The following is an 18,421-nucleotide window of genomic DNA, read 5'->3' as shown; positions in this document are numbered from 1 at the left end:
TGTTATTTTGGTATGTTTTGAATGATTTCTTTTTCTATAGTAACAATGACACTTTTAGAGGATGGTGTTTTTGCTGTATGTGCATAGCTATCTATTGGCACTAAAACATTGGCCTCAGGAAAATATGTGGCGCAACAATGCCTAGGGATTTTATAAGGAATAACTTTAAATTTTTGTGCTGATCTCATCACGCCATTAAACGTAGATGTTATATTAACAATGTCTTTCGCCATTAAACCTTTTTGTTCCATGTCTTCAGGATTCATGAAAACAACACGTCGTTCATTAAAAACACCGCGATATCTGTCATTTAAGCCATAAATAGTAGTGTTAAATTGATCGTGACTTCTTATGGTGGTCATCATAAACTCGCCTTCTTTTAACTGCCAATCAGGTAATTTATTAATAGAAAAGTGTGCCTTCCCTGTTTTAGTTTTGAAATGTCTGGTTCGGGCACCATTAGGTAAATAAAAGCCTTCAGGTCGTTGAAGTTTATTGTTATAATCTTCGAATCCTGCTACCACCTCTTGAATATCGTCTCTTATAAGCGCATAATTATCTATATAACGTAACCAGTTTACAGTGGATTTTTCGTTTAAAGTTTCATGAGCGATATTACAAACAATGGCAACTTCACTTTGAAGCTGATTTGAACAAGGTGTTAGAATTCCTTTTGTAGCCGAGACCACACCCATTGAATTTTCGACACTTTGGAGTTGTTCCTGACCATTTTGTACGTCTTTTTCAGAACGGGCTAAACACGGAAGTATCAATGCTTCTTTTCCTGTTACTAAATGAGACCGATTAAGTTTAGTACTCACATGAACGGTTAAATCGCAATTTCCTAAGGCCTCTGCCGTATACACTGTATCTGGTGCCGCTGAAATAAAATTTCCTCCTAAACCAAAAAAAACTTTTGCTTTTTTCTCATGCATTGCTTTTATAGCATCAATAACGGCATAGCCATGCTTTACTGGTGGTTTGAAGTTAAACTTGGCTTCAATTTTATCTAAAAAGGCTTGAGGAGCAGCTTCCCAAATACCAACAGTACGATCCCCTTGAACATTAGAATGCCCTCTAACTGGGCAAGTTCCTGCACCTTCTTTTCCAATACTTCCTTTTAAAAGTAGAATATTTACAAACTCTCTAATATTGTCTACGGCATTTTTATGCTGAGTTAAACCCATAGCCCAACAGATAATAATTTTATCTCGCTTGATAATTAAATCAACAATGTCTAAAATGACACTTTCAGAAACACCAGAACGTTTCACACAATCGTCAAAATTGTACGTTTTTAAATCTGAAATAAATTCAGAATAGAAACTTGTATTCTTTTGAATAAATTCATGATCAAAAACGGCATTATTAGTCGCATCGGCTTCTACCAATTTAAGTAAGATGGCTTTTATCAGAGCGACATCTCCATTAATCATAACCTGAGCAAAGACATCAGCAATCTTGGTGCCTCCTGTTATGATTTTTTGAGGACTTTGTGGGTTGATAAACTTTATTAGACCTGCCTCTGGTAAGGGGTTTATGGCTACTATTTTTCCGCCATTTTTTTTGCACTTTTCAAGAGCTGTCAACATTCTTGGGTGGTTTGTTGCAGGGTTTTGACCAACAACCAGAATTAATTCGGCTTTGTATATATCGTCAAGTTTTACTGAGCCTTTTCCTATACCAAGGGTTTCAGATAAGGCTTTACCACTTGCTTCATGGCACATGTTTGAGCAATCAGGAAGATTTGAAGTTCCGTAGGCTCTAACAAATAGTTGGTATAAAAAAGCAGCTTCATTACTTGTTCGGCCTGAGGTATAGAAAATGGCTTCATCAGGAGTGCTTAAATTATTAAGATGATCAGCAACTTTTTTATATGCATCTTCCCAATTAATAGCTGTATAATGCGCAGCGCCTTTAGCGAGATACATGGGTTGTGCTAATCTACCAGATTTTCCAATCTGAAAATCTGAGAGTTCGGCTAACTCATCAACACTATTTTTAGCGAAAAAAGAGGCGTCAATTATTTTGTTTTGAGCTTCTTCTGCCATGGCTTTTAATCCATTTTCGCAATATTCACCAAGTGAAGAACGCTCGTCATCTGGATCAGGCCATGCACATCCTGGGCAATCAAAACCTCCTTTTTGATTTATTTTCTTAGATATTTCAAAAGCTGTCTTCGCATCCATATATTTTAATGCATGCTTAATGGCCGATGTTACTGCAGGCAAACCAACACTATTTGTTGCTGGTTTTTTTAATTTCAGGTCATTAAATTTTTCTGATGTTAATGCTTTTTCCGAAGCTGATGAACTCATATGTTTGTCTTAATATGATAAATATACTAAGTTTTTTATCTGTTGAATAACAAAGCTTAATGTATTAACGTTAATTATACTATGAAAAAACTATTACTCACTATTGGTATTATTATATGTCTTATTCTTTTAGCGTTTCAGTTAAAACCGGTAAAAAGAGTAGTGCATACAGTAAAGGCAAGTTTAGAAACACCTAGTCTAATAAATAAGGATAGTTTAACTATCAAATCGCGTGTTAATTGTCCTGAAGGCTATAAACGTGTGGCTTATGCAAAAGGGAGTTTTGAAGAATATCTTAGACATTATAAGTTAAAACCATTTGGGAGTAAGATTATAAATTATGATGATACTGCTTATTTTTGGCAAGGTGGTCATGTGGGTATTTTAGAAATACCTGTGCCTCAAAATGGACTTCAGCAGTGTGCCGATGCGCTTATTAGAATTAGGAGTGAATATCTATGGAAAAATAATAGAAAAGATGAGATAGGCTTTAATTTCACTTCTGGACATTATTGCTCATGGAAAAAATATGCCGAAGGGTATCGTCCAAAAATTAACGGAAGTAAGGTGACCTTTAGTAAAACAGCAAGTCCTAATGATACAGAAGCCAATTTTTACAAGTATTTGAATTTAATCTACACCTACTCAGGAACCTTATCGTTATTTAACGAACTCTCAGAAATTGAAGATGTAAGTCAACTTAAAATAGGAGATATGCTTATTAAAGGAGGAACGCCAGGACATATTGTGATGATATGTGATGAGGTTATTAATGAAAAAGGAGAAAAACGTTTTTTACTGTTTCAAGGTAATACACCTGCGCAAAGTGTTCATTTGGTAAAAAATTTAGAAGACGCTACACTGTCGCCTTGGTATCAACTTGAAAAAGATGCGGTTATACCGGTTTCTAATTACACTTTTAGTAGTTCAAAATTTGTTAGGTTTAAGTGAGAAATGCTCACATTTAAATAAAACTCCGATGAGAAGGTATAAACTCGAATGTTATTTGTTTTGGGGAAAATTTAAAGGAGTTTATTATATATAAGGCGTTTTCTATATTTAGAAAACGCTTTTTTTCTTTGCAACAACTATCATTAGAATTAAAAACACAAATGCAATAGTTAACCAAAATATAATATTGGATGACGTTTGTATCTCGATTGGGTTGGAGTCTCCTATTAAAATTAACCCAGCCCAATACTCAGGTGCTGCTGTTCTTCCCTCTGCAGATGCGATATAATCTAATTTAGCGCGTCTAAGTGCCTCATCTTTTTTTAAACCATTAGCTAAATTGTTGTAGAATAGTTTTAATATTTCAGAACTGGATTTTTCATCTATTTTCCAAAGACTTGTTAATATACTTTCACTACCAGCATAATTAAACGCATGGGCCAATGATATCATACCTTCACCAGATTGATACGTTGGCTTTCCAGTTTCGCATGCGGTTAAAATAGCGAGATTTGAGGATAAGTTTTGATTGTAAATTTCGTAAGTATAGAGTGAATTGTCTTCTTTCGCAGCACTTTTAGCAAAAATGAGGCGAGACAATTCTGGCGAAACGTTATTAGATTCGGCATGCGTGCCAATGTGTATTATCTTATGCTCTTTCGCTTGCTCGGTAAATATTTGCTTTGATGCGTCTTCATTAAGAAAGGAGGTACCATCAAATAATTTAGAATATTCTTCTGCTAAATCTACGGCAAAAGGTTGAGGTAAAAGTGTTAGGTATGTTTTGTCTAGAAACACAGAGTCGGTAATAGCCGTTTTATATTTAGTCTTCATTTGATCATTAAACTCTGGCGTAAAGGCAACAAAGTTATTTTCGAAAAAACTTGGAGTTTTATTTTTGTTGATTAAGAGTAGACTGTAATTATAAGACAGGTTGTATTTGCTTAATAAACTTTCGGTATGCAACGCTTTAAAATTTGCGACATGCTTAGGTGTAAGTACATCAAAACTCAAATTAAAAAGATCTCTGTCTGGAATAATAATGATGTCTTTATTAGTGATAGTATTTTCGAAAGGTTTCCATAAAACCTTATAAAGATTGTGGTTGGTCTCTAAGTTGTTTTCTAGGATTGGCTGATTGTTTTTATGATCAAATAAAAGTTTATTTAATGCAGTAACATCGATATTATGCACTTCTATTTTCTTTTTTTCAATCACGAAAGCATAGAGGTTTTTATCGATAAATACATATCTAATTATTGATGAATTCTCAGGAAAATGTGTGTCAAAATAGTCTAGAGACTTTGCAACAGATGCGTATTTTAGGTTGTAGTATTTTGGATAATCTTTTTGAAGTGTTTCAAGAAAGTTTTGCCATGTCTTATTGGTTTCAATAAAGAACTCAATGTTATTTTGATTTTTTAAAATTGAATTAAGATCTGCTTTTAACTGTTGTTCTTTTGCTAAAACAGATTCAGGAATATCTTTTGTGGTAAAAGACTGTTTTACATTAAGTTGCTGTCTAATTTTATTATAAAGTTTAGACTCGTGCAAACTAAGCAGTTCTTTGAGGTAAATAGGGTTTTTAGTTTGATTGTATAGTCTTAATGCAAGTTGCTTTGAAAATTCAAAAATTTCATCATTATTATAAAGAATAATGGATAAATTTTGGTCTTCGGTTATTACCGTTTTTTGTTTTTCTAAAATTGAAATAGCCTTTTTTATATTTACATATTGATCTTTTAAAAACAAAGAGTCTTTCGAATTATGTAACTCGACTTCTATTTTTGATTTCAGTAAGAGCGCTTTAGGCTTTTCAATGCTGAACTCATTAATTTGTTCGTTACTCGAAGTATTGAGAAGTTTTAGTGTTTTGTTTATATAATTAAATGCCTTGTTATAGTTTTTAGAGTTAAAATGAATGGAAGCTAAATTTAATAACTGTGAACTTTCTAAAGCTGTTGTTTGTCCTTGATTTTTCACAACGTAATCATAAGCATTGGTAGCCATTTCTATGGCCTTTTCTGCATAACCATTATTGGAATAGAAATTTGAATAATTGACCATGGCATCCAGATAAAATTTATCATAATTCTCACCAAAAATAGTTTCGTAATAGGTTTTGCTTTTTTCGTAATATGTTTTAGCTAAATCGACCTTGTTATAATACTCGTTAATAACACCTTTATAGTAATAGGCATCAGCAATTCCTAAGTAATTTTTTTGCTCACTTTTCGTATAGATTTCTAATCCTTTATTAAATAATTCTTCGGCAAGTTTATGCTGTTTTAGTTTTAAATATATATTACCCAATTGCAACGCAGAATATGCAATTTCAGAGTCGTCTGGAGACAGAAATTTTAGCTTTTGGTCATAGACATATTGAATAAGATCTCTTGCTTTGGTATAGTTTGCTTGCTTGCTGAAATCGTCTGCATAATTTTCAATCGTTAAAAATAAAAATAATCGCGCCTCTTCTTTGAAGAAATCTTTACCGTCTGCATCAGATTTAATAAAGTTAGAATAATTTTTAATGGCTTTTTCATTGTAAAGCATGGCTTCAATAGAATTTCCTAGAAGTGAACTAACAGAGCTAATGTTTGATTGCGATTTAGCTCTATGGTAAAATTTATTCATAGCTGTAGGCTCCAGTTCATCTATGATTTTTTCTCCTTTTTTAAAATAAAACAAAGCGCTGTCAATTTTAAAGACATCCCACATTCTGGCACCTAAAGAATTGTACGCATCTAGTACTTTAGATTTGTCAGATTTAGGATACGACAAATAATAATCTAAAGATTTACGACTATGCCATGTTGCTTTTTTGATATTTCCTTGTCTTCTGTTATCTATGCTTAAATTATGATGTATTAAACCAAATAGATCACCTGTGGCATCTGGCATTTTTTTTGTCTCTTCAAGAGCCAGTAAGTTCTGATTTGCTGCGTTTTGATAATCACGAAGGAACACATAGAACCTAGCAAGAACCAAGTGTTTTTGGCGCGAAACTGCGAGAGAGTCTGTGGCATCTGTAATACTATTAGCAAAGTCATTGACTTTTTTAATAGCCACGTCTTTAGGATTTAAGTTCAACGCTATTTTACCAAAATAGTAGATCCGCTTGGTTAGTTCTAAATAGGATTTTTTATGCCTTAAATCGTTAATATTAGTAAGGAGGAGTGTATCAGCTTTTTTAAATGCTTTGACCGAAATTAAAGAATCGATAGTTTGCGCACCATCCCATATGGTACTTTGAGAGTAACTACTAAAAACACTCAAGAATGCTCCAAATAAAATGGTCATTTTTAAACAATTACGCCATTGTTTCATAAAACATCAATTTTAAAAGTTGCTTAGTTATTTAAAGCAGATAAGAGGGCTTTACTATTGTTGTTATTAGAGTTTTCAAGACTAGATTTGGCTTTTTCAATATGCCCTTCTTTCAAATATGCTAAGCCTAAATAATAGTAGGCCTCGCTTTTAAAGTTACTGGTTGGTTCTTCAATAGCTTTTTCAAGATATGTGATGGCTTTAGATTCATTTTTATTAGCCATATACGCTACACCTAAAAAATAATTTAGTGTATCATTTTTTGGTTTGCTCTGGTGAATTGTCGTCCATTTTGAAATAGCCGCTTTATAATCACCTTGTTTATAATTTACCATGGCATCGTAAAACTCAAAATTAGAATTTGAACTCATGGTTGTTGCTAAACCAGGATCTGGAGAAAAAAAGTTAGCATATAATTTTTCATTGGGACTTTGATTGAAAAACCAAAAATTAGCTATAGCAATAACAACAATTGCTGCTGCTGCAATTTTTCCGAAATGTAAAAATCGTACTTTAGATTGGGCTTTTTTAGCAGAAGTATTAGGGATTTCATTGTGGAAATCGTCTAGTTGTTCTTTTAGTGATTGTGATTCTATTCCAAAAAGTAATGTTCTAATATCTTCAACTTGCGTTTGAAAATCTATATCGCTTTTAAGTTTGCCTTCAAAAGCACTAAGTTCATCTGCAGTCATGTTTCCGTTGAAATAACGTTCAACAGATTCTAATAACTCTTGCGATATGTTGGTGTTTGGGTTCATTATTGGGTATTAGTTTTTAATGCTAATGCTCTTAGTTGTTGCATGCATCTGTATTTTTTATTTCGGGTTGATGCTGCGTCTAATTGTAGGTGTTGTGCAATGTCTTTCATAGATTTTTTATCAAAATAAAACTGACGCAAAAGCGACTTACAGGGCTCCCCAAGTGTTTTAAATGCTTGCATGACATTTGTTAATTGTTGCTCTTTCAGTTTGTTAGTGTCTGTATCGACATCAAGTTCAGGAGCGTTAAAATTGTTTATTTGATCTGAAACCATTGTTTTTTTGTACTCTTTTGATCTTAAAAAATCCATCCATTTATTCTTTGCTATTGTGTATAGATAACCATGTACAGAAGATTCATTCTTTGGTGTGAATTTGTCTTGTTTTATGTTTTGCCATACCGCTAGAAAGGCTTCTTGATAAATGTCTTTAGCATGTTCTTTAGTCCCATTGTTTTTAAGTACAAGTGCCTCTACCTTAAAATAATTAGCGGCGTAGATGCTTTTTAAGGCAACGGCATCATTGTCCTTAATATCTCTAATTAATTGTAGTTTATAGTCAGTTTCGTAAACTCTCCTCATGTTAATAGCTAAACATTAGAAAGATACAATTATTTCATTTTCTAACAAACAGTAGTCGTTTGAATAGTTTTTTAAATGGATAAATATCTTTATCCATTTAAAAAACTTCAGTGAACAATTAAGGTGTTTTAAGATTTTCTAGTTTCATTCTCCCACTGTAATGGTTAGCTGTGCATTAGCGACTATAGATGCATAATAATTTTCTACATCAGAAAATCCAGATAATGGACCACTCGATGTACTCGTATTGGCATGATAAATACCTGGAGTATACTCAACGAGATGACTAGCTCCAGAACCAACGTTATTGCCTTGCGGTAAGTTGTCGTCTGGTGTCCATGAATAAGTTCGTCCCACATTAGAAGGGATAACATCTGGCGTATAATCCAAAATCTCTAAAAAATAACTTACGGCATTATCCACCGCTGGCACTTCAAAATAGGCAACTATGCCATATCCTCCTGCTCCAGTCCAGCTTCTATATTCTATTTCGACGTTCATTATTATTACCTCAGGCTCTGTGGTAAAAAAGAAATCTGCTCGAGATGTTCCTCCATTACCATCTCTGGCTTCAACATAACCTTCGTAATTTGTTTCTGGCTCCAGTCCGGAAAAACTATAAACTAAAGTTGTGCCTCCAGAAGCTATTTCCTGCCCTTCTAGAATAATGGCATAAGTAACATTGTCTCCATCGGGGTCTATAGCATCTGTCCATTCTATCGTGGCTCCATCAAACCTCAAATCTGTTGTATTTGCTGAAAAGTTACTTGGATTTGAGTTGCTAGGGTCACTAGTGTCATCAGACGAGCAGCTTGAAAAAATAAGGGCTAATGCTAATATGTAAATATACTGTTTCATAATAAGTTTGATTTTAATTAAGAACTTGTTTCTATTACATCGAAAACCTCAAATAATGTCATCAAAGGATGTTAAAAATTTTATGGTATTGCACATTTGTTCAATTAGTTTTCGATTTCAAATTGAGACCATTGCTCATGATTAATGCGTTTATCTATTCTTGGATCATAAAAAGAATTGTCAGTACCAAAATATTCGCCATTAGTATTTACCCAATAATATTTACTTCCGGCATTTACGTTATAGCGTTCACCTGTGGCCATATTAGAAATTGTAGATCGTTCTCCAATCATATTTATTGTTTTTGACTGGCCAGCATTATTCATATCGTTTCTTTTAAGATAACCGGCATGACTAATATCTAGAATGTCGCTATAGGTGTCTCCAATAGATCTTGTGCTGTTTCCTCTAGCATTTATCGCTGCCATACGTTGGTTATGAGCTATTTTACTTTGCCTAGTTGCATTTTCCCAGAAGGCATTGTTTCGCCTGATAGTGTTTAATAGTTCTGTGTTTTTAGCCTGTTGCCATTGCATGTTAATTTGAGTATTTGCTAGGCCATAGATATAGGCGTTTTTAGCTTTTTCAAAATGAGTTGAAGGCGCTTCAAGTTCTGTAGATTGAAAGGTCCAATACACAAAACTGTCTTTGTAAATGATAGATTGAACAAATACTATAAAGGATCTGTTTCCATTAGCGTCTTTCCAGTCAGTTCCCAGAACATTATACTGTCTTTTACTTCCTGTATTTAACATTCCTGATTCAAATTGATGCCAAAACTTTAGAACACTTGGGAGATCATATTGTTTAATAAGTGAATACCCTTGAGATTGTGCAGAAGGAATAACATAGTTTTGTAAAATCTGACGGAGAGACTCTACAGGCGCAATTTGTAAATCTTGAGATTGCATTTGGCTTAGTGATTGTAGTGAAAAATTATCACTGGCATAAGCATAATTGTGCGTTTCTGTTTTGGATACTTTAATGTTATGATCTCCAGTTATGGTGAATTCTGCATTTTCTCGAGAATCATAATTCCAATCTTTTGGTAATGGTGTTCTACAGATAACTAAACCGTTGTTTTTGTCGTATACATTGTTATACTTTAAATTATTTTGATGAAGTTCATTGTTGTTTCTTTTAGCAGAAAGGTTAGTGCTGTTCGTTTGGCTATTTCCTGAGTTAGAAAAGGTACAAGAGACTAGAATTGTACTTATCATAATACTTAAGAAAGGATGTTTTGCTGTTATCATCGTATTGTTGTTTTATTAAACATCGTAGTGGTTTTAAAATGTCATCATAAAAAAAGCCTTCAATATCATATTGAAGACTTTTCAGAGACTAATTCAAACCGTTAATTGTTTCCTGGTACAGTTGGGTCGTTGTCGTCTGGATCACGAAGAATATCAAATCCATCCATATCATTGTCTACGATGCCTCCACTTTCATTAACGTACAACTGAAAGTTTATTGGCAGAAAAGTATTGGCTACTTGTGTGTCATATTCTGTTTCGGGAGCTGTGGTTACAGATATTGTAACATAAGTGTTTCCAGCAGCATAAGTGGTAATAACCCAAACTTGGGCAATTCTCCCATTAAAACGAAGTAATCGTGCATTAAACTCCATTGGAATTGTTGATATGACCTGTTGCTTAAATTCAGAACAGAGCACATCTGGTGTTCCGTTAAAACCGTAGAAGTTAAACATTGTATTTATTTCGTTGGCAATAACACTTTGAGAAGGTACCGCTTGGTTAAATATAGTACTTGTTGGTACCCAACGGAATAAAACGGCATTGTCATCTCTAAATACATTAACACCTAAAGTTTGAGTTTGCGGATCTGTAACTTCAAAGGCTGTAAAACCTTGAGGTATTGTAAATCCTAGAAGTGGTATTTGACTGTGAACAAATTGCTGACCAGGATTTTGTATTAACGGAACTTGTGTTAAACCAGTTGGTTTGGCATTTGCGAAATCCCAGTACAAACCTGTATACCCAATAGCATTGTCGCAACTTGAGATTCTACCCGCTATATTTTCATTTGGGTTGTTGTCGTCTCCACTGCTGCAAGAAAACAATGTAAAAATGACGATAACTAATTTGATGTATTTTAATAATTTCATTGTAAAAGATTTTATATTATATCTAAGTATCGTAATTGTTATTTAATGTCATCAAAAAAAGCATTTATCGTATCTTTGTGTCATGAGTAAAGCCTTAACAGAACAAGAACTTCATAATCTAGCTATGAACCATGTTGGAAAAGATTTAGAACAGCGTGGATTTGAATTTGTAGCTATTAATAGTAAATTGAAACGGCATCCACAATTTGTTTGTATTGATAAAAAAAGTCAATACTTTTTTGTGATTGTAAGAGCGGTGAAACTTCCAGAAAACCCTAATAATTATGATGTTGTTTGGATGGAAACTTTTAAAAAGCATGCTTTTGAAAAAGACGCCAAAGTATTGTATGCTGGTGTTGGTCTAGGAAACCCTAATGGTGAAGATTTACCAGTACATCTTAATGAAGATTATTTAATAGAATATAACGGCATTCAGGTCATAGAACCAAATTTAAATTAAATGAAACAGTTAACATTGGTACTTATTCTTTGTGCCTTCTTTTCATGTAAAAAGGAAACAAAAACACAAAGTGAAGCTATTCAAAATATGACATTATCTGGGCCTGTTTTTGGAACCACTTACAATGTCATATATAATTCTGAAAAGGACTACAGTAAACAATTTGATAGTTTGTTTAATGTTGTTAACCAATCCATGTCTACTTATATACCAGATTCTGATATTTCTAAATTAAACAGAAATGAAACTATTGTTTTGGACGATCATTTTGCAAAGGTACTGGTAATGTCTCAAGACATTTTTAAAGCTACAGAAGGCACCTTTGATCCAACCATTGGGAATGTTGTTAACGCTTGGAGTTTTGGAGCCGATAAAAATAAATTTTTAACAGATAGTAAGACTATTGATAGTTTAATGCAATTTGTAGGATTAGATAAAATTCGTCCAATTTATTTAGGAGATGGTACTCTAAAAATAGAAAAACCTAAAGGCGCCTATTTAGAATTCAATGCTATTGCCAAAGGTTATGGTGTAGACGTTATTGGTGAATTTCTTGAGCATAAGATGATAACCAATTATTTAGTAGAAATTGGAGGCGAAATACGTGCTAGAGGAAAAAATTTGGAAAAAAACACACCCTGGCGTGTAGGCCTAGATGAACCAAGGTTTGATGGTGGACAATCTGTTTACAAAGCTATAAGTTTAAAAGATGAAGCTATGGCCACCTCTGGGACGTATAGAAAATTTAAAATTGATGACAATGGAAATAGATATGCGCATATCATCAATACTAAAACGGGCTATCCAACAAAAACAAATATTTTAAGTGTATCAGTAATTACTAAAAATTGCATGATTGCCGATGCCTATGCTACTGCATTTCAGGCTATGGGAATTGAAAAGGTCAAAACGTTTTTAGCATCGCACCCAGAATTTAAAGTGTTTATTATTTTCGAAAACGAAAAACAAGAACTCGAAACATTGAATTTGAATTCATTTCCTGAATAAAAACAGCATGTGACTTTGATAAATATGTAGTGTCTTAATAGTGCTATTAATCAATATCTAAAAAAGTTGTTCTAAAAATTATTTTTAGTTCAGCTTTTTTTATTTGTACACAACAGGAATAATCTCACCCTGAGCTAAACAATATTTTTCAATTAATTCTTGTGAGAGATTAGCGGTATAATCAACCTCCTCAACTGTGAAGCCAATATCTCGAAGTTTATCAAAATAATCGCGACCATAGACACGAACATGATCATATTGACCAAAGATTTTAGCACGTTCTTTTTTATCGGTTATACTATTATCTTCAAAGGTGTTTGCTCTCGATAAATCTTGTGGAATCTGAAATATGCCATAACCTCCAGGTTTCATAACACGATACAGTTCTTGCATAGCTTTGGTGTCATCAGGAATATGTTCTAATACATGATTGCATAATATAACGTCATAGCTATTATCTTCAAATGGTAAATCGCAGATATCTGCTTTTACATCGGCAATTGGAGATTCTAAGTCGGTCGTAGTGTAATCGAGATTAGCCAATCTTTTAAACCGTTTTAAGAAACATTGTTCTGGGGCAAAATGAAGTACTTTTTTTTCAGCAGTGAAAAATGACGTATCCTCTTTTAAGTATAACCATAATAATCTGTGACGTTCTAAACTTAAGGTTGAAGGTGATAGAACATTATTGCGTTGATCGCCATAACCGTATGGTAAAAAACTTCTAAATCCTTTTCCGTCTATAGGATCTATAAAAGTATCTCCTCTTAAAAAGAAAGCCAATAAAGGGCGCACTACATAGCTCAACCTAATAAGAATAGGCCTTGGTATTGTATTTAAAATTATTTTAAAGAGTTTCTTCATTACTTATAATCCGCTCTTACAGGAGAAAACACATCTGTAATTTTACAAGCGGTTAATGCTTTTCCGGAGTGTTCTACATTGGAAGGAATAACAACGATCATTCCTGGCGAATATATCTTAGTAATACCATCAATTGTCATTTGAAATTGCCCTTCAGTTACCATCGAAATTTGTTCGTGAACATGCGCGTGCAATGGAAGTTCTGCTCCAATTTCTACCTCCCAAAAAGCGGTTGTGGTATGCTCACTATGAACAAACTGGGCTTTAAAGCCTTTAATAATCTCTTTTTGAGGAATATTTGCAATTTCAATAGCCATTATAATACAAGTGCTTCTTTTCTAAATCGATCTTCTTCATCAGATGTAATTCCTAGTGCTTCATGAACATAGGCGAATGTTGACAATATTTCTGGTTTTCCATCAACAATAGCAATATCGTGCTCAAAATGAACGCTAGGTTTACCATCTAGAGTAACAATGGTCCAACCATCTTTTAGTTGTTTAACTCTATGTGTTCCACCATTAATCATTGGTTCTATAGCTACAACCATACCTTCAATAAATTTCTTACCGCGACCTCTTCGTCCATAATTAGGCATTTCTGGGTCTTCGTGCATCTTACGGCCAATTCCATGACCTACTAATTCTCGAACAACACCATAACCATGAGACTCACAATATTGTTGTATTGCGTAGCCAACATCTCCAACTCGGTTGCCCACTTTTAGTTGTTCTATACCAATATAAAGAGATTCTTTGGTGACTTGTACGAGTTTTTTTGTTTCTGGTGTCACCTCTCCAATTTCAAAAGTATAAGCATGATCACCATAAAAACCATTCATTAAAGCACCACAATCTATAGAAACAATATCACCTTCCTTTAAAGGAATATTAGTTGGTAAACCATGAACAACGGCTTCATTGACACTACATAGTAATGTTGAAGGACAATCATACAAACCTAAGAAACCAGGAACAGCACCTTGTTCTCTAATAAAATCTTCCGCGAGTTTATCTAATTCCATTGTAGTGACGCCAGCTTTAACTTCTTTAGCTAGCATTCCTAACGTTTTTGAAACTACTAATGCGCTTTGGCGCATTAATTCAATTTCCTCTTTTGTTTTAACTATAATCATGTCTAAAAAATATGGGCAAAGATACTTAAAATTAAAATGAAATTCTTTTTTACTGAAATATGATATTTGACAGGTTTTAAGCTGAAAATCTACGCTAATTTTGTAGTCAAATAAAAGGTAAAAGTCATGTACAAATCGGTAACAGCAGAAGAGGCTTTGAAAGCCATTAATTCAAACGACAGAGTCTATATTCAAGCAGCGGCTGCTGCTCCACAAACCCTTATAAAAGCCATGACAGCGAGGCATGAGGAACTAGAAAACGTAGAAATTTGCCAACTACATACAGAAGGGGCGGCGCCTTATGCAAACCCAGAACTTAGGAAAAGTTTTCATGTGAACTCCTTTTTCATCGGAAAAAATGTGAGGCATACTTTAAAGGCAGGAAATGGATCATATACACCTGTATTTCTTAGTGAGTTACCCTTGTTATTTAAAAGAAATAGCATCGATTTAGATGTGGCGTTAATTCATGTATCAATTCCAGATAGACATGGTTATTGTTCTCTTGGCGTTTCTGTAGAGGCTACATTGGCTGCAATAGATAGTGCTTCTGTCGTAATTGCTCAAGTGAATAATCAAATGCCAAGAACACATGGCGCAGGAATTATCCATGTATCAGAAGTGGATTATTTTGTGGAGTCTAATGAACCATTGCCAATTCATCATATGGCGGAACCTTCGGAAATTGAGAATAAAATAGGGAGTTATGTTGCCAACTTAATTGAAGATAGAAGTACGTTACAAATGGGAATAGGTAGTATCCCTAATGCTGTATTATCTCGTTTAAATAACCATAAAGATTTAGGGTTGCATACTGAAATGTTCTCGGATGGTGTTATTGATTTAATTTTAAACGACGTCATAAATGGTAATTATAAAGAAATAAATAGAGGAAGGGCGCTTACCACATTTTTGATGGGATCTAAACGATTGTATGATTATGTTGATGACAATCCTTTTGTAGAAATGCGAGCTTCCAACTACACGAATGATGTATCCATAATTAAGCAAAACCCTAAAATGGTTGCTATTAACTCTGCAATTGAAGTAGACGTTACTGGTCAAGTATGTGCAGATTCAATTGGACCAAGTATGTATTCTGGAGTAGGAGGTCAAATGGATTTTATAAGAGGTGCTTCGTTGAGTGAAGGAGGAAAAGCAATCATTGCATTGCCATCGATGACAAAAAATGGAATTAGTAGAATAGTACCATCATTAAAAGCGGGAGCAGGAGTTGTTACAACGAGGTCACACGTACATTATGTAGTTACAGAATATGGTGTTGCCAATTTATATGGAAAAACGATTAAAGAGCGTGTAAAATCACTTGTAAATATTGCACATCCTAGTCATAGAGAGCAAATCGATAAAACCTATTTTGAATTAACTAGAGATAAGCAGTTAGCGTTTTAAAAATGAAAAAAGCCCTTTTCTTTGCTTAGCAGCTTTCATATTGGGTTCTTCATTGGTGATAAGTTGGTATACTTCTCCCCAACCTAAAATGCCACCAATATTTCTGTCATCAATGTAAATATCGGCATAAATTTTTCGGCTTACGGAATTGTCATATTTTTCTTCAGGAAAACTCTGATTTACAGCATAGAATGTAATACCGTTTTCTTTACAAAATGCAACGGCATCATTAAGTTTTGAGCCACTTCTATAGGTCCAAAGTATAAGGCGGTGTCCATCGGCTTGAAGTCGCTTCATGGTTTCAAATGCAAAAATACGAGCTTTGCCTACTTTTGGATAAGCATCTTCAACGATAGTACCATCAAAATCAATGGCAATAACTAGTTTATCTTGGAAATTCATCTGCTAATTTTTGTACAGTTACAAAAATACAATTTTTCATAATTAATTAAACTAATGGTTTTTGAGTCATGGTTTCGGGCTGAGAAATCCCCATTAATTTCAGTATTGTGGGAGCTATATCACCCAAGATCCCATCTTTAATTTTTAGGTTTTCGTTATCTATTAAAATCACAGGTACCGGATTGGTTGTATGTGCCGTGTGTGGAGTGCCATCTGGGTTAATCATTGTTTCACAATTACCATGATCTGCGATTAAAATGGTTGTGTAATTATTGTCTAAAGCCGATACAATGACATCTTTGACGCATTGATCAACAGCCTCACACGCCTTAATAGCAGCTTCCATGACACCTGTATGGCCTACCATATCTCCATTTGCGAAATTGAGACATACAAAATCCACATGGCCTTTGTTAATTTCTGGAATTAGAGCATCCTTTAATTCAAAGGCGCTCATTTCGGGTTTTAAATCATAAGTTGCCACCTTTGGAGAATTCCTTAATATTCTAGTTTCCCCTTCGAAAGGCGTTTCCTGTCCACCTGAAAAGAAAAATGTGACATGAGGATATTTTTCAGTTTCAGCTATTCTAATTTGAGTTTTATTGTGTTTTTCTAGGACTTCACCTAAGGTCTCGGTAAGATTGTCTTTGTTAAAGACCACGTTGATACCATGAAAAGAATCATCATAATTAGTTAATGTAACATAATGTAAATCGAGCTTATGCATGTTTTGCTCATGGAAATCTTTTTGAGATAGGGCTTCGGTTAGTTCTCGACCACGATCTGTTCTAAAGTTAAAGAAAACGACTACGTCACCTTCTTTTATTTGGGCTATTGGAAGATTGTCCTTGTCTACCATGACAATGGGTTTTATAAACTCATCGGTTACATCTTTATTGTAGCTGTTTTCAATAGCATCTGTTGCTGAGTGAGAATGCTCTCCTAAACCATTAACCAAAGCATCATATGCTAGTTTTATCCTTTCCCAACGTTTATCTCTATCCATAGCATAATATCGCCCAGTAACTGTAGCTAGCTTTGTGTTGGTATTTTTTATGTGTGTTTCTAAGGATGTAATGAAACCAAATCCAGATTTGGGATCAACATCTCGTCCATCGGTGAAGGCATGCACATATGAATGCTGAACACCACAATTATTGGCAGCATCTATTAGTCCAAATAAGTGATTAATGTGAGAGTGTACACCTCCGTCGCTCACCAAGCCTAAAAAATGAACAGATTTGTTGTTTGTTTTTGCATACTCAAAAGCATCTGTAAGGACACTTTCATTTTTTAAGGTGTTATTTTTAACAGCTAAGTTAATTTTAACCAAGTCTTGATATACAATTCTACCTGCACCCAAGTTCATATGTCCAACCTCGCTATTTCCCATCTGGCCTTCTGGCAAACCAACATGCAAACCGTCAGTTCTTAAGGTGGCGTGCGGATAGTTATGGTATAAAGAATCTATAAATGGTGTTTCGGCATGATCTATAGCGGAAACTTTTGGATCTGGAGACATTCCCCATCCATCCAAAATCATTAAAATTACTTTTTTGTTCATTGTTAAAAAATATTATGGAATCAAAGATAGATGTTTCACACATTTAATTTCTATTTAAGATTGCAAAATATCATTAGTTATCAATGCATTAGGATAATACTTGATTTGTTAAAAATTCGAGGCTAATTGTGATTGTCTTAACATATTTGTTTACAAAGAGTTAAATAAATGTTATTAAAGATTTTTTTGTGTAACACTTTAGAATTTATGTCGTCTCTTTATTATAATCAAAAAACAAAAATCAATTAATTAAAATCTTTCATCATGAAAAAATCAGCAGTAATTATCGCAATCGCATTGGGGTTTTCTTTTACCTCTTTAAATGCAACAAACGACATTGTAACACCTTCTACTTACGAAACTACGGTAGCTAAAAGAGTGGTAGACCCATTTTGTGTTTCTATTATTAAAGGAGATATCGAAACGGTAAAAAAATTAATTGACTTAGGTCAGGATGTCAATAAAAAATCAAACGGTTTAACCCCGGCAATGTATGCAGCTAAGTATAATAGATTAGATATTTTAAAACTTCTTGTAAAAGAAGGAGCGAAATTAAATTTAAAATCATCTAAAGGAATGACGGCAAAGAAGTATGCTGAAATTTCTAATGCGAAAGATGCTCTAGCTTACATTAAAGGGTTAGAATCGTAAACG

The 18,421-nt window shown here is 33.9% G+C and carries 17 protein-coding genes; 5 read left to right on the top strand and 12 right to left on the bottom strand.

Annotated elements, in window-relative coordinates; all coding sequences use genetic code 11:
• Nucleotides 1–2 precede the first annotated feature (2 nt).
• Complete coding sequence (locus tag Q0893_RS11820; RefSeq protein WP_299275798.1) at nt 3–2,318, bottom strand: FdhF/YdeP family oxidoreductase; 2,316 nt, start codon at nt 2,316–2,318, stop codon at nt 3–5.
• An 81-nt stretch (nt 2,319–2,399) separates the two neighbouring features.
• Between Q0893_RS11820 and Q0893_RS11815 the strand changes: the two genes are divergently transcribed.
• The gene (locus Q0893_RS11815) at nt 2,400–3,269 is read left to right on the top strand and encodes a DUF4846 domain-containing protein (RefSeq protein ID WP_298902291.1); all 870 of its coding nucleotides are present in this window, start codon (nt 2,400–2,402) and stop codon (nt 3,267–3,269) included.
• Between the two features lie 108 nt (nt 3,270–3,377).
• On the opposite strand, the gene Q0893_RS11810 is transcribed toward Q0893_RS11815, so the two are convergent.
• The 6 genes from Q0893_RS11810 to Q0893_RS11785 all read right to left on the bottom strand — a co-directional run bounded on the left by Q0893_RS11810 (nt 3,378) and on the right by Q0893_RS11785 (nt 10,921).
• A complete protein-coding gene (locus Q0893_RS11810) occupies nt 3,378–6,599 on the bottom strand; it encodes a CHAT domain-containing protein (protein ID WP_299275795.1) in 3,222 nt (1,073 codons plus the stop codon).
• 23 nt (nt 6,600–6,622) lie between these two features.
• Complete coding sequence (locus tag Q0893_RS11805; RefSeq protein ID WP_298902294.1) at nt 6,623–7,357, bottom strand: tetratricopeptide repeat protein; 735 nt, start codon at nt 7,355–7,357, stop codon at nt 6,623–6,625.
• Nucleotides 7,357–7,938 carry a sigma-70 family RNA polymerase sigma factor gene (locus Q0893_RS11800; RefSeq protein ID WP_298902295.1) on the bottom strand — a complete coding sequence of 194 codons (582 nt, stop codon included), beginning with the start codon at nt 7,936–7,938 and terminating at the stop codon, nt 7,357–7,359. Before Q0893_RS11800 ends, Q0893_RS11805 begins: the two co-directional genes overlap by 1 nt.
• Nucleotides 7,939–8,082: 144 nt before the next feature.
• Nucleotides 8,083–8,796 (bottom strand): hypothetical protein, encoded by a 714-nt coding sequence (locus tag Q0893_RS11795; protein WP_299275790.1) that lies wholly within the window; start codon nt 8,794–8,796, stop codon nt 8,083–8,085.
• 104 nt (nt 8,797–8,900) lie between these two features.
• On the bottom strand, nt 8,901–10,049 hold the full coding sequence (locus Q0893_RS11790) for a hypothetical protein (protein ID WP_298902298.1): 1,149 nt from the start codon (nt 10,047–10,049) through the stop codon (nt 8,901–8,903).
• Between the two features lie 101 nt (nt 10,050–10,150).
• Nucleotides 10,151–10,921: a hypothetical protein gene (locus Q0893_RS11785; RefSeq protein WP_299275786.1), complete on the bottom strand. Its 771-nt coding sequence runs from the start codon at nt 10,919–10,921 to the stop codon at nt 10,151–10,153.
• An 82-nt stretch (nt 10,922–11,003) separates the two neighbouring features.
• Between Q0893_RS11785 and Q0893_RS11780 the strand changes: the two genes are divergently transcribed.
• Nucleotides 11,004–11,381: a Na(+)-translocating NADH-quinone reductase subunit F gene (locus Q0893_RS11780; protein ID WP_298902300.1), complete on the top strand. Its 378-nt coding sequence runs from the start codon at nt 11,004–11,006 to the stop codon at nt 11,379–11,381.
• Nucleotides 11,382–12,389, top strand: a complete 1,008-nt coding sequence (locus tag Q0893_RS11775) for an FAD:protein FMN transferase (protein WP_298902302.1) — start codon at nt 11,382–11,384, stop codon at nt 12,387–12,389.
• 99 nt (nt 12,390–12,488) lie between these two features.
• Here the strand turns inward: Q0893_RS11775 and Q0893_RS11770 are convergent, their stop codons facing one another.
• From Q0893_RS11770 to map, 3 genes are read right to left on the bottom strand one after another with little or no spacing between them, the layout of a single operon-like run.
• On the bottom strand, nt 12,489–13,253 hold the full coding sequence (locus Q0893_RS11770; protein ID WP_298902303.1) for a class I SAM-dependent methyltransferase: 765 nt from the start codon (nt 13,251–13,253) through the stop codon (nt 12,489–12,491).
• Nucleotides 13,253–13,570 (bottom strand): cupin domain-containing protein, encoded by a 318-nt coding sequence (locus Q0893_RS11765; protein ID WP_298902304.1) that lies wholly within the window; start codon nt 13,568–13,570, stop codon nt 13,253–13,255. Before Q0893_RS11765 ends, Q0893_RS11770 begins: the two co-directional genes overlap by 1 nt.
• The gene (gene map / locus Q0893_RS11760; RefSeq protein WP_298902305.1) at nt 13,570–14,388 is read right to left on the bottom strand and encodes a type I methionyl aminopeptidase; all 819 of its coding nucleotides are present in this window, start codon (nt 14,386–14,388) and stop codon (nt 13,570–13,572) included. Before map ends, Q0893_RS11765 begins: the two co-directional genes overlap by 1 nt.
• 126 nt (nt 14,389–14,514) lie before the next feature.
• Between map and Q0893_RS11755 the strand changes: the two genes are divergently transcribed.
• Nucleotides 14,515–15,801: an acetyl-CoA hydrolase/transferase C-terminal domain-containing protein gene (locus Q0893_RS11755; RefSeq protein ID WP_299275779.1), complete on the top strand. Its 1,287-nt coding sequence runs from the start codon at nt 14,515–14,517 to the stop codon at nt 15,799–15,801.
• Here the strand turns inward: Q0893_RS11755 and Q0893_RS11750 are convergent.
• Both Q0893_RS11750 and gpmI read right to left on the bottom strand, forming a co-directional pair.
• On the bottom strand, nt 15,790–16,203 hold the full coding sequence (locus tag Q0893_RS11750; protein WP_298902308.1) for a BT0820 family HAD-type phosphatase: 414 nt from the start codon (nt 16,201–16,203) through the stop codon (nt 15,790–15,792). The two genes, Q0893_RS11755 and Q0893_RS11750, sit on opposite strands and share 12 nt — an antisense overlap.
• A 46-nt stretch (nt 16,204–16,249) precedes the next feature.
• On the bottom strand, nt 16,250–17,767 hold the full coding sequence (gene gpmI, locus Q0893_RS11745) for a 2,3-bisphosphoglycerate-independent phosphoglycerate mutase (RefSeq protein WP_299275775.1): 1,518 nt from the start codon (nt 17,765–17,767) through the stop codon (nt 16,250–16,252).
• 264 nt (nt 17,768–18,031) lie between these two features.
• Between gpmI and Q0893_RS11740 the strand changes: the two genes are divergently transcribed.
• Nucleotides 18,032–18,418, top strand: coding sequence for an ankyrin repeat domain-containing protein (locus Q0893_RS11740; RefSeq protein WP_298902311.1), 387 nt, complete (start codon nt 18,032–18,034; stop codon nt 18,416–18,418).
• The last annotated feature ends 3 nt before the right edge of the window (nt 18,419–18,421 follow it).

It is taken from the genome of uncultured Psychroserpens sp., assembly GCF_947494225.1.
In the GTDB taxonomy this organism is placed as follows: domain Bacteria; phylum Bacteroidota; class Bacteroidia; order Flavobacteriales; family Flavobacteriaceae; genus Psychroserpens.
The sequence above is the reverse complement of the archived record's forward strand: the minus strand, read 5'-3'. Positions and strand labels throughout refer to the sequence as shown.